The sequence below is a fragment of the Streptomyces lasalocidi genome, assembly GCF_005280215.1.
Classification (GTDB): Bacteria; Actinomycetota; Actinomycetes; order Streptomycetales; family Streptomycetaceae; genus Streptomyces; species Streptomyces longwoodensis.
Window position 1 is genome coordinate 314,199 of sequence record NZ_SZNQ01000001.1, and the last position, 12,931, is coordinate 327,129.

The following is a 12,931-nucleotide window of genomic DNA, read 5'->3' on the forward strand; positions in this document are numbered from 1 at the left end:
CCATGACCGTCCATCCCACTCCTGGCGTCCCTGACGCGGCAGACTGGGGAGATGAACCCCGATCTCTACCCCGACCTGGTCGCCGCGGGAGGCCTGGGCGCGGCGCTGGAACAGCTGGCGGCCGGCCTCGGTGTCGAGTTCACCGTCGTCCCGCAGGAAGGGCGCACGTCCCGGTCGGCGGGGATCGCCTCGTCGGTCCGCGAACGAGGTCCGCTGTCGGTCCACATCGCGGCCGAGGAGCGCTTCTTCCTCGTCTCGGGCTGGAGTGAAGGCATCGAGAGCGTCACCGGAGGCACGCCCGATCCGGCGGAGGTGGTCCTGGCCGGTGCGGCATGGGGACAGGGCACTCCACTACGGGAGTTGGAGGCCCGGTTCCCCTTCCTGCGCGTCGGTGAGCGTGCGAAGGCCGCCGAGCACGGACCGGCCGCGGTGGTCGCGTTGCAGTGGCGAACGCTGCGGAGACGGGCGGCCGGCGCACCGGACGTCCCCGGGTTCGGCGACCTCGTGACAGCGGCCCACGCCGAACCACGGTTGAGACAGCTGTACGTGTTCTCCAGCCACTGGACGCTCGGCTTCAGCTCGTGCACCGGATACCCGTTCCGCACCGAGGTGGCCATCGCTCCAGCGCTCGGCGGGAGCCCGTACCGCGTGATGCAGCGCCCGCACCGGACGGCGATCGGTGAGGCCGCCACGGCCGGGGAAGCCGTCGCGTTCGCGGCGTCCCGGCTGCCCGCGGGCCTGGGGCCGGCTGTCGCGGGAACGGCTGAGGACGGTTGATGACGCGTGCGGGACGGGGCGTATCCCAGGGCCCGTCGTGACGAGCCCCGGGGTTCCGTCCCGCTCGGTGGCCCCCGTCAGGTGAGGTGCCTGATGAGCATCCATGTCGCCACGACGAGGAAGACCACGCCCCCGACCCTGGCCACCGTGTAGCCCGCCTTCGTGGGTTCCGTGGCGTCGTAGTCCTTCACGAACGGGCGCTGGAGCGGGCGGTTGGCCCTCCACAGCAACTGGGGCCTGAACACCTGGACGAGTCCCATCACGATGAACACGCACAGCAGCACGACGACCATCTGATCCCCCTTGTCGGAACTGAGCAACGAGCTCCCGGACGCGTCCAGTTCGGCACGTCGTACCCTCGGCGCAACGCACTCACGAAGACACCTCCCGTCCAACCCTGTGCCCCGGGACACGTCGACCAAGCAGGAGGGTGCCGACCGGTGCACCGTCGAGAGCCGCGGCCGTGATCAAGAAGTGATTGACAGCGGCACCGGGCGCAGCGGAAAGTGCTTGCTCGGACGACCGGGGTGGGGACGTGGAACAGCAGCAGTATGCGGAGCAATGCTCGGAGCTTTTCGCGGTGGGCGGCTACGCCGCGGTGCGGAAGGCGGCCCGGGCGGGGATCGAGGAGTGCGGGCCGGACCCGGTCCTCCTGCGCTGGCTAGGTCAGGCGCACGCCGCGGAGGACGAGGACGACCACGACCGCGCAGCCGAAGCCGCCTACCGTCAGGGCCTCGCCCTCGCAGCGGACGATCTCGGGCTCCTGGTGTCGTACTGGGAGCTCTGCCTGCGCTCGGACTCCTTCGACCACCCGCACCGGGCGAAGCGGGCCGTGACCTTGCAGCAGAGGATCGAGGAGTTGGCTCCACCGGGGTCGCCCGAGCGCGGGCGCGTCGATGCCGCGGTCGGCTGGGCCGGGCGGGGCTACTGGGACGACGTGGTGGCGAGCGCGGCCCGGGGACAGGCCGAGCAGGAGGTCCTCGCCGAGCAGAGCGTGCTGGTCACCGACGCGCTGCGGCGAGCCGCTCGCGGCGAGGTCCGCGAGGACACCGGGGAGGACCTGCACGCCGCCGAACTCGCCGCGGCGGTCGAGCTGTTGCAGGGGCCCCGCAACGCTCCCCTGCGCCTGCTCCTCGCACATCGCGTCGGTGCGTACGTCCTGACGTTCCTCGCGTCGTTCACCTTGAACAAGGCGCTGGTGTGGAGCGGGGTGCTGCGCTTCAGCATGTGGGGCTGGCTGTTGTGGATCCCGCTGCTCGTGGCCGAGGCCAAGCTCCGCCAGGCCAGGAGGCTGGGGCAGCAGCGCGTCATCGCACGCATGCAGGCACGTCACGAGGAGGCACGGGACCGCGCCCCTTCCGCGGGCTGACCGCCGGACACCAAGGGGCCTGCACAGGAGGCCCCGGCGTGGTGTCGGCAACCACCGTCGCCCCTCTCCGCCGACGTCAGGCCTCCGCGTCGGCCCGGGGCAGGGCCCGCAGCGCGATGTCGACCGTCGCGTGCAGTGCCTCCCGGTTCGCGCCGCCCGCCGCGTGGACGGCGTTGCCCTCGCTGACGACCATGACGTAGCGGGCGAGCGCGTCCGGGTCGGTGTCCGCGGGCAGGTCGCCCTCCTCGACGGCGCTGGCCAGGCGCTGGGCGAGGGCCCGTTCGCCCGCCAGGCGGCTGTCCGCGAGGAACGCGGCGACGCGGCCGCCTTCGCCGCCCTCGGCCAGGCCGCCCTGCACGGACAGGCATCCCGAGGGGCGGTCGGCCCGGGTGAGCGCGTCGGCGTTGGCGCGCAGGAAGGTCTCGACGACCGCGTGGGCGGTGGGCTGCGCGAGGGCTGCGCGGGCGTACGCCATGTCCGCCTCGGCGTAGCGGGCGACGGCACGGTGGAAGAGTTCCTCCTTGTTGCCGAACGCCGCGTACATGCTGGTCCGGTTGATGCCCATGGCGTCGGTGAGGTCGGTCAGCGACGCGCCCTCGTAGCCCTGGCGCCAGAAGACCTCCACCGCCCGGTCGAGCGCGGCGTCGGCGTCGAAGCCACGGGGTCTGCCGCGTACCGCCATCCCCGCCGCCTCCCTCGGTCCCGCCATCGCCCCTCGATGCCCCTCGACACCACCTCGAATTTTAACCGAGCGGTACGGAATAGGGCGGGGACCGACGGGGTTCTCCCACCATCGACTTCGGTACCGAACGGTACAGAAAAGGAGAGCACCGTCATGGGACAGCTCGACGGCAGGACCGCCCTCGTCACCGGCGCCACCTCCGGCATCGGCCTGGCAGCCGCCCGCCGGCTCGCCGCGGAGGGCGCCCACGTCTTCCTCACCGGCCGTCGGCAGGAGGCGCTGGACGAAGCGGTCGTCTCGATCGGCGCACGCGCGACCGGCGTGCGCGCCGACGTCGCGAACCTCGACGACCTGGACCGTCTCTTCGCCGCCGTCCGGCAGCACGGTCGTCTCGACATCGTGTTCGCCAACGCCGGCGGCGGGGAGTTCGCGGCCCTGCCCGACATCACCTGGGACCACTACGCCGACACGTTCCACACCAATGTCGGCGGCACCCTGTTCACCGTCCAGAAGGCGCTCCCCCTGCTCACGGAGGGCTCCTCGATCATCCTGACCAGCTCCAACATCGACACCAGGGGCGCCGCGTCGTTCAGCGTCTACGCCGCCACCAAGGCCGCCCTGCGGTCCCTGACCCGGAGCTGGGCCGCGGAACTCGTCACCCGCGGCATCCGCGTCAACGCCATCGCCCCCGGGCCGGTCGAGACGCCGGGCCTCAGCGGCCTGGCCGACGGACCCGAGGCGGCCGAGCAGCTGCTGCAGGGGCTGGCCGCCGGGGTCCCCATGAAGCGGCTCGGCCGCCCCGAGGAGATCGCCGACACCGTGCTGTTCCTCGCGAGCGACGCCAGCAGCTACATGACCGGCGCGGAGATCTACGTCGACGGCGGTGCCAGCCAGATCTGACCGCGGGCGTGGGCGCCCCGCGCGGGGGGCGCGAGCCCCTCGTCCGGCTCACCTCTGATGGCGGAACGGCCCGGCGTCGGTGACATTGGAGGGTGCCGGACGGGTCCGCCCGTCCGTGCCTCCCCCTCCCCCCACTGAAGGAGCGCCGCCATGTCCGAACGCAACACCGCCATCCGCAGCCTGCACGACCTGGGCCTGGCGGCCTGGTTCGGCGGATCGCTGATGGGCGCGGTCGGCCTCAACGGCGCGGCCAAGGACGAGGGCGGCACGGAGACCACCACCGACCGCATCTCGTCGGCCGGCTGGGCCAAGTGGACGCCGGTCAACGCCGCCGCGATCGGCGCGCACCTGTTCGGCGGCGGCGGGCTGCTCGCGGTGAACGCGCAGCGCGTCGCCACCCAGCAGGGCGTGGCCGCCTCCACCGTGGCCAAGACCGTCGTCACCGCCGCGGCCCTGGCCGCCACCGCCTACGCCCGCGTCCTCGGCAAGAAGGTGGAGCTGGCCTCCTCGACCGACCCCGACGACCTCGAGAAGGCGCGGCAGCACCCCGTGGACCTGCACAAGGCGCGGCGGCAGCTGGCCTGCGCGCAGTGGGCGGTGCCGGCGCTGACCGGGTGCCTGGTGGTCCTCAACGCCCTGCACGGCGAGCAGCAGCGTCCCAGCCAGCAGGTCCCCGGCATGTGGGAGCGGGCCATGTCCGCGACCCACTTCGGGGGGTAGGGGTCCCCCACCCCGTCCATCGGCACGGCCCCGGCGTCCGCCCACCCGTCCGTGCGGCCCCCGGCATGTCTGTGACGCGGAGGGGCACTCGCGGACGGCTAGGAACGGGCCACCGGGCCCCCTCCAGCGCTGCACAGGGAGTCCCATGTCCGCGCAAGCACGTGCTCCGCACACCGCCCGCACGCCCGTCCAGCAGGCCGCCCTGATCGTGGGGGCCGTCTTCCTGCTGGTGGGCGTGCTCGGGTTCATCCCGGGCGTCACCACGCACTACGGCACGATGGAGTTCGCCGCCCACCACTCCGAGGCCGAACTCCTGGGCATCTTCCAGGTGTCCGTCCTGCACAACCTCGTGCACCTCGCCTTCGGCATCGCCGGACTGGCCCTGTCGCGCACGGCGGCCCAGGCGCGGAGCTACCTGCTCGTCGGGGGCGCGGTCTACCTGGTGCTGTGGCTGTACGGCCTGCTCATCGACCGGGACAGCGGGGCGAACTTCGTGCCGGTCAACACGGCCGACAACTGGCTCCACTTCCTGCTCGGCCTGGGGATGATCGCCCTGGGCGCGCTGCTCACCCGCGGACGCAGCACGACGCACGCGGCCGCGTGACGGGGTCGGGCCCTCCGGGGTCCGACCACGGCGCTCAGCCCCGTGCCACCGCCGGCTCGAGCAGGGTCAGCGTCCGCCCATCGGCGTCCACGTCCGCGCGGACGCCGATGGGCAGCGGCAGGTTCGGTGAGGTGTGGCCGAAATCGACCTGGGCGAGGACCGGGATGTCACGCTGCCCCAGGACGTCGAGCACCACGTCCCGCAGGTCCACGTGCCGGCCGCCGCCGTCGTGGGGCGTGACCTCGGTGGGGATGCCGACGACCATCCCCGCGATCCGGTCCAGCACCCCGGACAGCCGCAGGGTGTGCAGGTCGTTCCAGATCCGGGAGACCGGCCGCTGCAGCTCCTCCCAGAACAGGACGGCGCCGTCGAAGAGTTCGGCGGGCGGCGCGAACGGCGTCGCCTGGAGCAGGACCAGGCGGTTCAGCAGGCCGCCGAACAGGCGACCCTGCGCGCGGCCCGGCCGCCAGGTCTCCCAGGGGCCGTTCGCCGGCAGCGCGCCCGGGGCCTCGGCCCTGGTGAGGACACGGGTGTAGAGGTCGACGAGCTCGGAGCGGCGGGCCTCGTCGACCAGTGTGTACCAGTCGCTGCCGAAGCCGTGGGTGGCGATGTCCGCGTGGAAGCCGACGAGGCCGGTCTGCGCGTGCAGGGCCATGTGCAGCAGCGAGATGTCGCTGTAGCCGATGATCGGTTTCGGGTCGGCGCGGATCGCGTCCAGGTCGATCAGGTCGAGGTAACCGATGGTCGCCTGCCCGCCGGTGTGCGCAACGACGGCCCGTACCTCCGGGTCCCGCAGCAGGGCGTTGAGCTCGGCGGCCTGCTCCGCGGGCGTTCCCGCCGCCCACCAGCGGGGCCGCGCCGGGTCGACCAGCGGACTGACCCGCACCCGGAACCCCATCCGTTCGAGGATCGCCACGCCACGGGCGAGCAGCGGCTCCTCCCCCGGCTCGAGCTGACCCGAGAGCGCGGTCACGACCACCAGATCGCCGGAACGCAGGGCACGGGGCCGAAGAACCGCAGGCATGACTCTCCTCCTACTTGTTGATCATCACTGGCGAGCAACAAGGTCCGCGCCGCCGAAATTCCGTCCCACCCGATCCTTCACCCGCGCAGCAGCCGCCCGACGAGCCGTTCCTTCGCCAGGGCCAGGTGGCGGCGGTAGGTGCCGCAGGGCACGCCCAGGCGGTGGGCGGCGCTCCTGTGGGTGCGGGAGGCCGTGATGCAGGTGGCGGTGAGGGCCTCGTGGGCCCTGACGCCCGCGGGTCGGTCTGGATCGCGTCGAGGGCGGTGAGGACGCCGTTGCGCAGGTCCGCGGCCGGGTCGGGCGAACGTACTGGCGCCGCCCGCCGACATCGACGGCCGCGAGCCGCGGCATCCCGGCGTCGGCGAGGTGGCGTCCCCAGCGGTCGGCGTCCTCGAAGACGGTGAAGGTCACCGCGCGTCCGTGGGCGGGCATCTCCTCGCCGATGGTGCGCCGGCTGATGAGCTCCATCTGGGGCAAGGGCCGCTGGTGCCCGCCGGGCTGCACCGCGAAGCGGCGGATGCCCAGGTGCTCGCCCGGACCGAGGGGCGCGGCCGTCTCCACGAGGTCCCAGACCGTCGCGATCACCGGGTCCGCGGCGGCGGACCTGGGCGATGACGTGGGCGCGTCGGCGCGCACCCACCCGTGGATGGCCCGTGAGCAGGCGGGGCCGTGAGGTGCGCTGAAGCCGTCTTCGTCTTGCCTTCGGGCCTCATGCCGAATGGGACCGCCAAGGAGGCTGCCGCGGTGAAGACCACCGCAATCCGGCGCACCGTGCGGTCGGTGCAGTGGACAACCGGCGGTGCAGTTGTGCCTGGTACAGGGGCAAGGTCACCAGTAGTGACGGCGGCCCGCGACCGCGTGTCCCATGGATCCCATGATCCACAAGACCGCGCCGATGACCGCGAGAATGATCCCGATCGTCCACAGGATCGATATGCCGGTGACGAACCCGACGACCAGCAGGATGATGCCGAGGAGGAGCATGACCGCCTCCGGTGGGAAGTAGTGCTGTTTCCACTGTGGACCGGAGCGCCGTGCTGGGGAAGTGCCGGCGTCCACATATTCCAGGGTCGGCACCTGGCCTGCCGCGAGAGGGAAACCCGGAAGCAGCAAGCAACGACAGCACGCGCCGCCGATCGGGAGCGGCCTGAATGCCGCTAGTACGTTGCGATCATGGGAGAGGTTGTCGCAGACCGCCGCGGGAGGCACCGGGCTGGTACGGGGATCCATGGACGGCTTCGTGGCGCTGTGCAGGAGGCGACCGACCGACGCCGCCTCCCCGTATCCGACGGGAGGAGGCGTCCGCCGGTGCCGTCGGCCGGCTCGCCCGAAGCGACGGCATCGCGCAGGCCCGGGCGGAGGGCCCGGCTGTAGCACGCCAACGGTCGCATTCGAATCCGCCGCGCGCTGATCGCTGCTCGCAGTCGTTGCCGAGCCGGTGTCAATTCCGGTTTGGAAGCCGAGCAGGTCGAGCGCGGCCATTGGCTCTGCCGCAGAGCTGGACCGCAGCCCGTTCCGCCCCCGATGGGAAGTCCGCCGCAACCGGCACATCGTGAACAGCCCCTACCAGTGCCGCGCTTCCCGGAGGTGTGCTTCAGTTCGCCGAGTGGGTGAGCTGGAGTGCCACCGTCGACGGCGGCAACGTTGTTACATGGTCCGCAGGCCCCGGTCGGTGAAGGCGATCAGCCACTCGAAGCTCTTGTCGATGTCGGTGCTCCAGCGAAAGGCGCTCGCCGCTTCCAGTGTGGCGAAGCCGTGGCACAAGCTGCGGAACATGCGCAAGGCGTGGTCCATGTCGGACTCTGCGAGCCCGTAGCCGCGCAGGACGGCCCGGAACACATCGAACAGCCGCTGGGTGGCATGGGTCATCGGGTCGTCCGGGCCGGTGGGTTCCAAGCCGGTCGTGGCAGCGTAGCGGCCTGGGTGGTTGATCACGAAGGTGCGGAAGGCGTGCAGTGCGGCGGCCAGGGCGTCGCGGCCCGCCAGGCCCTGGACGGCGGTGCCGACAGCGTCGGCGGCCTGGACCGCAGCCAGCGCCGCGATACGCCGCAAGAGGTCCTCCTGGCCGCTGACGTGCTTGTACAAGGACGGGGTGCGCACGCCCAGGCGCTCGGCCAGCAGTCCCATGGTCAGCCGGGCCAGGCCCACCTCATCGGCGAGGTCGGCTCCGGCCGCGACTACGGCGGCGGAATCCAGGCCGACCCTAGGCATGGGCAGCGTCCGTTCGAAGGAAGGAGAGCATCAGGGAAAGCACCTGGTCAGGGTACTGGTCGTGCGGGTAGTGCCCGGCGCCCTCGATCATCTCGAGGCGGCCGAGGCCCATGGGGAGGGCTTCGACGATCGCCGAACCCTCGGCGCGCGGGTCGGCCCAGTCGGGGTCGTCGGTGCCCATCACGACGAGGACCGGGCAGCGCACATGGCCGAGCTGTGCGCCGGCGTCGACGGGGGTGCTGCGGCCCATGCCCTGAAGGGCCTTCATCCGGCCCGGCTCGCGCAGCATCGCCTCGACGCGGTCGAGCCGCTCGGCGAAATCGGTCGGCTTCACCCCGGGGTAGGCCACCTCCAGGTAGGAGCGCCACGCCGGCACACTGCCGAGCACGGTCGCCTTCATCAGCCGCAGAAGACCCTGTCGCAGGCGCTTGCTGCGCAGGTCGCCCAAGCCCATCGACTGCTTGCGGGTGAAGGGTCCCAGCTCAACCAGCGCGGTGATCAGCTCCGGCTCCTGTGCCGCGGCAATGGTGGCGGCTCCGCCGGAGATCGAGTGGCCCACGAGCACCGCCGGACCGCCCAGGCGACGGATCACCGCGAGCAGGTCGCCGGCGATGGCGGTGCGGCTCCAGTCCGCCCAGTCGGTGCTTGACTCACCGCAGCCGCGCAGGTCGACAGCGGCGACCCGGTAGCCCGCCGCGATCAGCCGCGGGATCAGGGCGCGGTAGGCGGCGCGGTGGTCACCCATGCCATGCGCGAGAACGACCAGCGGGCCGGCCCCCTCCACCTCGTAGGCGATCGTGCCGGCGTCGACGGCAAGGTACTCGGTCATGGCATCTCCTATGTAGGTAACCAGTTAAGCCGTCTGGCTAAGCTCGTTAGCTAGAAGCTAGTGTAATTAGCCAGTGGGGTCAACAGTGGAGTCGACAACCGGCCCGGTGACGGGGTGCCCGCACGTACTCGGACAGGTACCGGAGGCGGGGGAGGAACCGGAGGCGGGGGTGGGCTTGGGCGGGTCGGTCTTGCCGCCCTGGTTGAGCATGCCGCCGAGGGCGCTGAGGTGGCCTCCCCCGCCGGTGACGGCAGGTACCGCCTTGCTGGCGGCGCCGACCGCATCCGGGTCATCTTCTGGAGGTGCTCGGTGGCGGTCTTCAGGGCCTCCTCGGACCGCTCGCCCGCCGCCTTGTCGTTGGTGGCGGCGGCTTCGATGCCCTTGGTGAGCACTTGGCTCATGGTGGCGAGGCCGCCGCTGCGTCGCCTCCGCCGCGACCGATTTCACGCCCGTGGAGCGGGACACCGACATCGCGATGCCCGTGCTCGACGACTCGCTCCAGTTGCCGCCGGCGCCGAGGCCGAAGAACGCGACGCCGATGCTGCCGCCGGAGCTGGACGACTGGCTGGACTGGAATCTGACGGAGTCGCCGTACTGCTCCTCGCGGGCGATCGAGTTCGCGACCTCACTGATCGGCCGGTTCTGGTCGCTGGTTACGGACATCGCCTCGTTCTCGCCGGCCGTCCGCATCCAGCAGCATGTACGGCCGACCCGGGTCCGCCGTCGCCGTCAACTGGCCCACCTCAGGCAAGACGAAGCCCGCCAGATCCCGCGCGGTACCACCCGCTTCAACCATGTCCGGAAGCTCGCAGAAACCTCATCTGACCTGCGAATACGCGTCATCTGGTTCGGTCAACAGCACAGTGGGGCCCGAGGTCCGCCCCACCAGCCACCCGCACTTCGATGCCGCATCACTTGGTGAGTTCGCGCAGCCGATGAAGAACCGGGGCCGGCACGCCGGACTGGCCTGTTCCGGACTGTCCCGGACACCGCCGTGCGGCGAGGCTGACCCGGCGCACTGCAGCGCACCCCCGACCGTCCGGAGGAGATGTGATGGGACAGCCCTTACGCCGCGTGGCCGCGGCGTGCGCGACAGCTCTGGCCGCGGCCGCCATAACCGTCGGCGCCCCGGCGCAAGCCGCTCAGGCAACGACCACTACCCATTGCGCGACGTCCACGTCCATCGCCCTGCTGCCGTCCGGCAGCGGCTTCCTCTTCCCCAACCTCTTCGTCTCGCAGTCCGCGTGTGGTTTCGTCGACAACGGCCCCCTGTACTACTTCACGGTCGACAAGGCGACGAGCAATGCGTCGGTGCTCTCGGGTCCGCCGCGCCCCTATGTCGTCTACAACCTGTCCGTGGTGTGCTCCGCCGTGACCGTCAACGGCGACACCGTCTGGGCGACCGGGTGCGGGCCGACGTAGCGGGGTAGGGCTCGTCCAGCGGTTTGGAGCACAGGCCCTCGGCCAGGAGAGGCGGCTGTGGCGCAGATATTGCCCGCGACCGGTCGGGGGGCCTGGTGCCCTGACGTTGGCCTCCGCTGACACCACCGACCCGAAGGTCGCGAACACGGCCGCCGCCGGGGAGGCCGGCCGGCGGCGTGCAGCAAGGGCTCGCAGGTGACGTAGGTCTGGGCGACGACTTCGAGGGCACGCCGATGGACCGCACTGGGCAGGTCGCCCACGAGCCGTTCGACCAGCTTCGTCAGGACGTGACCGGTCGGTTCCCACGGTGCGCCGGGTGCCGCCGCGGGCACGGAGGCGGCCAGCGAGAGGCCAGCGGCCTGCCGCCGGCGAAGGCGGCGTCGGCGCCGCGCTGCTCGGCGGGGACGCCGCGGGCGGCGAGCAGCACGGGGGACCGCCGGTCGGCGTCGAGCGGCCGTACGGCCAGCGCGGTGCACAGGTGCGCCCAGCCGGGGTCCAGCGTCCATTCGGCGTCGGGGGCGACCCGGCCGGCCAGGATGACGAGCGCGTGGCCGGCGAGCCGCGGCAGGAAGGTCTCGCGCAGCCACGCCTCCAAGGGCCGGCACTGCTCGAACGTGTCGATGAGCAGCAGCGTTCCGGGTTCGGTGCACGCCGGGGCCGTGCAGTCAGGTGACGAGCGGAGCGTCCGCCTCGCCCGACAACATCCGGTCGAGCACCGCCCGCTCGGTCTCCCTCCCCCCAGTACGCCGGCACGCGCCGCGGCCAGCCGACCGGCGAGCCCCACCGCTGCCGACCCGCCCGCGGCCGGCCGACCCGCGAGCCCCACCCCTGCCGACCCACCCGCGTCGGACGGGGCCGCGGCCGACCGGCCCGGCACCCCCACAGCCGCCGATCCGCGCGCCTCCGGCGGGACCGGTGCCGGGGAAGGCGGGTCGAACGCGCTGACGCCGCGGATTACAGGAACTCGCTTCGGTAGGCCGAGGCCAACTCGGCCGCGCGGCGGCGGCGTTCGGCGAGCTCGTCGTCCGACAGCTGCGGCGGCGGCGCGTCCTTGCCCTCGACGACGTCGCCGATGCGCAGGAAGTACTCGTCCTGTCCGGCGGGGGTGCACATGCACAGCATGCGGGCCGGCGCCCCGGACACGTTGCGGAAGTGGTGCGGCGCGTTGGCCGGGACGTTGATCGTGGACCCGGCGCGCACGGTGTGCTTCTCCCCGCGGAAGGTGAACTCGATCTCGCCCTCGAGGAGGGTGAACATCTCCTCGAAGTCGTGCCGGTGCGGCGGCGGGCCGCCGCCGTCAGGCACGCGCATGTCGATCAGGCAGTACCGGCCGTTGGTCTGCTCGCCGGTGACCAGCATGGCGTACGTGTTGCCCACGAGGGAGACGTACGTCGTGCCGGGGTCGTCCGGGTCGGCCACGGTCAGCGATCGGGACAGGTCGTCGTCGGGAAGCATCGCGGTCCTCTTCTCACGGGCAGGGGAAGATCGTTCGGGTGGAAGTACGCCAAGCGTAGGAACGGCCGTACGGAGAATGAAGGTACGTTTGCGACACCAGATGGGAGTACCCGGGCTCTCGGTACGCACGAGCACGACCACATCAGGCTGTACGTCGGGCTGCGTGACGCGTTGACCTCGGAGGACCCGCACGACCAGGGCGGCGACGCCCACGTGCCGACCGGCACCTACTTCATACCTGGCCGACGCCCGCCTCGCCGCCGGAGGCTGGAGGAGGCGGCCACGGCACTGACCGCTCCCGCACCACGCCACCGACACCCCTACGCCCCTACGCCCCACTCTTGCGGCGTCGTGACGCGGCCGAGCGGGGCGGCGTAGCACGCATGTGGTCGCGCACCGGCGCCAGCAGGCCTGCGAGGGACCTGACCTCGTCGTGCGAGAGCGGTGCGAACAGGAGGCCGCTGACCACCTCGACGTGCCCGGGCAGCACCTTCGCGAGCAGTTCACGCCCGGCACCGGTGAGGGTGACGGTGACGCTCCGCTCGTCGTCCGGCGCGGGAGCGCGGGCGACCAGGCCCTCCTTCTCGAGCAGACCCACCTGGTACGTCAGTCCGCTACGGCTGTAGACCACCCCGTCGGCCAGGTCGGTCATGCGGTGGCTGCCCGTCGGCGAGTCTCCGAGGCGGGCCAGCAGCTGGAACTGCACGTAGCTGAGGTCGCCGCTCTCGCGCAGCTGCTGCTCGACGGCGTGGCGGAGCAGGCTGGTCACCTCGATGAGGTCGAAGTAGGCACCGAGCTGCACGGGGTCGAGGGACGGCGTCGCATCAGACATGGCCGGATCCTACTGCTTCGAATTCGAAGGGACGTAGTTCCGTGCGCAGCCCCGCGCCCCACCTTCGTGAGCAGCGTTGAGCCCGACTGGGCACCGCGCCGCGTGG

General features: G+C 71.9%; 17 protein-coding genes. 8 read left to right on the top strand and 9 right to left on the bottom strand.

Features of this window, described 5'->3' with window-relative positions:
• The first annotated feature begins 51 nt into the window (after window positions 1–51).
• Entirely contained in the window at window positions 52–777 is a 726-nt protein-coding gene (locus tag E4U91_RS01025) for a DUF6193 family natural product biosynthesis protein (protein ID WP_032492362.1), read from the top strand.
• Window positions 778–854: 77 nt separating this feature from the next.
• On the opposite strand, the gene E4U91_RS01030 is transcribed toward E4U91_RS01025, so the two are convergent.
• On the bottom strand, window positions 855–1,070 hold the full coding sequence (locus tag E4U91_RS01030; protein ID WP_137304750.1) for a DUF6199 family natural product biosynthesis protein: 216 nt from the start codon (window positions 1,068–1,070) through the stop codon (window positions 855–857).
• A gap of 242 nt (window positions 1,071–1,312) precedes the next feature.
• On the opposite strand from E4U91_RS01030, the gene E4U91_RS01035 reads away from it, so the two are divergent.
• The gene (locus tag E4U91_RS01035; RefSeq protein WP_137304751.1) at window positions 1,313–2,146 is read left to right on the top strand and encodes a hypothetical protein; all 834 of its coding nucleotides are present in this window, start codon (window positions 1,313–1,315) and stop codon (window positions 2,144–2,146) included.
• A 76-nt stretch (window positions 2,147–2,222) separates the two neighbouring features.
• On the opposite strand, the gene E4U91_RS01040 is transcribed toward E4U91_RS01035, so the two are convergent.
• Entirely contained in the window at window positions 2,223–2,855 is a 633-nt protein-coding gene (locus tag E4U91_RS01040; protein WP_241678460.1) for a TetR/AcrR family transcriptional regulator, read from the bottom strand.
• 126 nt (window positions 2,856–2,981) lie between these two features.
• Between E4U91_RS01040 and E4U91_RS01045 the strand changes: the two genes are divergently transcribed.
• The 3 genes from E4U91_RS01045 to E4U91_RS01055 all read left to right on the top strand — a co-directional run bounded on the left by E4U91_RS01045 (window position 2,982) and on the right by E4U91_RS01055 (window position 5,052).
• A complete protein-coding gene (locus E4U91_RS01045) occupies window positions 2,982–3,728 on the top strand; it encodes an SDR family NAD(P)-dependent oxidoreductase (protein WP_137304752.1) in 747 nt (248 codons plus the stop codon).
• A 150-nt stretch (window positions 3,729–3,878) separates the two neighbouring features.
• Window positions 3,879–4,448 (top strand): hypothetical protein, encoded by a 570-nt coding sequence (locus E4U91_RS01050; protein WP_137304753.1) that lies wholly within the window; start codon window positions 3,879–3,881, stop codon window positions 4,446–4,448.
• A gap of 145 nt (window positions 4,449–4,593) precedes the next feature.
• Complete coding sequence (locus E4U91_RS01055; RefSeq protein ID WP_137304754.1) at window positions 4,594–5,052, top strand: DUF4383 domain-containing protein; 459 nt, start codon at window positions 4,594–4,596, stop codon at window positions 5,050–5,052.
• 34 nt (window positions 5,053–5,086) lie between these two features.
• On the opposite strand, the gene E4U91_RS01060 is transcribed toward E4U91_RS01055, so the two are convergent.
• Window positions 5,087–6,076, bottom strand: coding sequence for a S66 peptidase family protein (locus E4U91_RS01060; RefSeq protein ID WP_137304755.1), 990 nt, complete (start codon window positions 6,074–6,076; stop codon window positions 5,087–5,089).
• Between the two features lie 457 nt (window positions 6,077–6,533).
• On the opposite strand from E4U91_RS01060, the gene E4U91_RS37970 reads away from it, so the two are divergent.
• Window positions 6,534–6,749, top strand: coding sequence for a hypothetical protein (locus E4U91_RS37970; protein ID WP_206666900.1), 216 nt, complete (start codon window positions 6,534–6,536; stop codon window positions 6,747–6,749).
• Between the two features lie 155 nt (window positions 6,750–6,904).
• Here E4U91_RS37970 and E4U91_RS38820 read toward each other — a convergent pair whose 3' ends face one another.
• The 3 genes from E4U91_RS38820 to E4U91_RS01080 all read right to left on the bottom strand — a co-directional run bounded on the left by E4U91_RS38820 (window position 6,905) and on the right by E4U91_RS01080 (window position 9,116).
• Window positions 6,905–7,060, bottom strand: a complete 156-nt coding sequence (locus tag E4U91_RS38820) for a DUF6131 family protein (RefSeq protein ID WP_099054574.1) — start codon at window positions 7,058–7,060, stop codon at window positions 6,905–6,907.
• Window positions 7,061–7,723: 663 nt separating this feature from the next.
• On the bottom strand, window positions 7,724–8,287 hold the full coding sequence (locus E4U91_RS01075; RefSeq protein WP_137304757.1) for a TetR/AcrR family transcriptional regulator: 564 nt from the start codon (window positions 8,285–8,287) through the stop codon (window positions 7,724–7,726).
• The gene (locus E4U91_RS01080; protein WP_137304758.1) at window positions 8,280–9,116 is read right to left on the bottom strand and encodes an alpha/beta fold hydrolase; all 837 of its coding nucleotides are present in this window, start codon (window positions 9,114–9,116) and stop codon (window positions 8,280–8,282) included. Before E4U91_RS01080 ends, E4U91_RS01075 begins: the two co-directional genes overlap by 8 nt.
• 451 nt (window positions 9,117–9,567) lie before the next feature.
• Here E4U91_RS01080 and E4U91_RS37975 point away from each other — a divergent pair, with 451 nt between their 5' ends.
• Entirely contained in the window at window positions 9,568–10,038 is a 471-nt protein-coding gene (locus E4U91_RS37975) for a hypothetical protein (RefSeq protein ID WP_168218049.1), read from the top strand.
• 131 nt (window positions 10,039–10,169) lie between these two features.
• Entirely contained in the window at window positions 10,170–10,538 is a 369-nt protein-coding gene (locus E4U91_RS01090) for a hypothetical protein (RefSeq protein WP_137304760.1), read from the top strand.
• A gap of 280 nt (window positions 10,539–10,818) precedes the next feature.
• Here the strand turns inward: E4U91_RS01090 and E4U91_RS38400 are convergent, their stop codons facing one another.
• The 3 genes from E4U91_RS38400 to E4U91_RS01105 form a co-directional block, all read right to left on the bottom strand.
• Window positions 10,819–11,133 (bottom strand): hypothetical protein, encoded by a 315-nt coding sequence (locus tag E4U91_RS38400; RefSeq protein WP_174867731.1) that lies wholly within the window; start codon window positions 11,131–11,133, stop codon window positions 10,819–10,821.
• A 359-nt stretch (window positions 11,134–11,492) separates the two neighbouring features.
• Window positions 11,493–11,993 (bottom strand): cupin domain-containing protein, encoded by a 501-nt coding sequence (locus tag E4U91_RS01100; protein ID WP_137304761.1) that lies wholly within the window; start codon window positions 11,991–11,993, stop codon window positions 11,493–11,495.
• Window positions 11,994–12,321: 328 nt separating this feature from the next.
• Window positions 12,322–12,825, bottom strand: coding sequence for a MarR family winged helix-turn-helix transcriptional regulator (locus tag E4U91_RS01105; protein WP_137304762.1), 504 nt, complete (start codon window positions 12,823–12,825; stop codon window positions 12,322–12,324).
• Window positions 12,826–12,931: the final 106 nt, after the last annotated feature.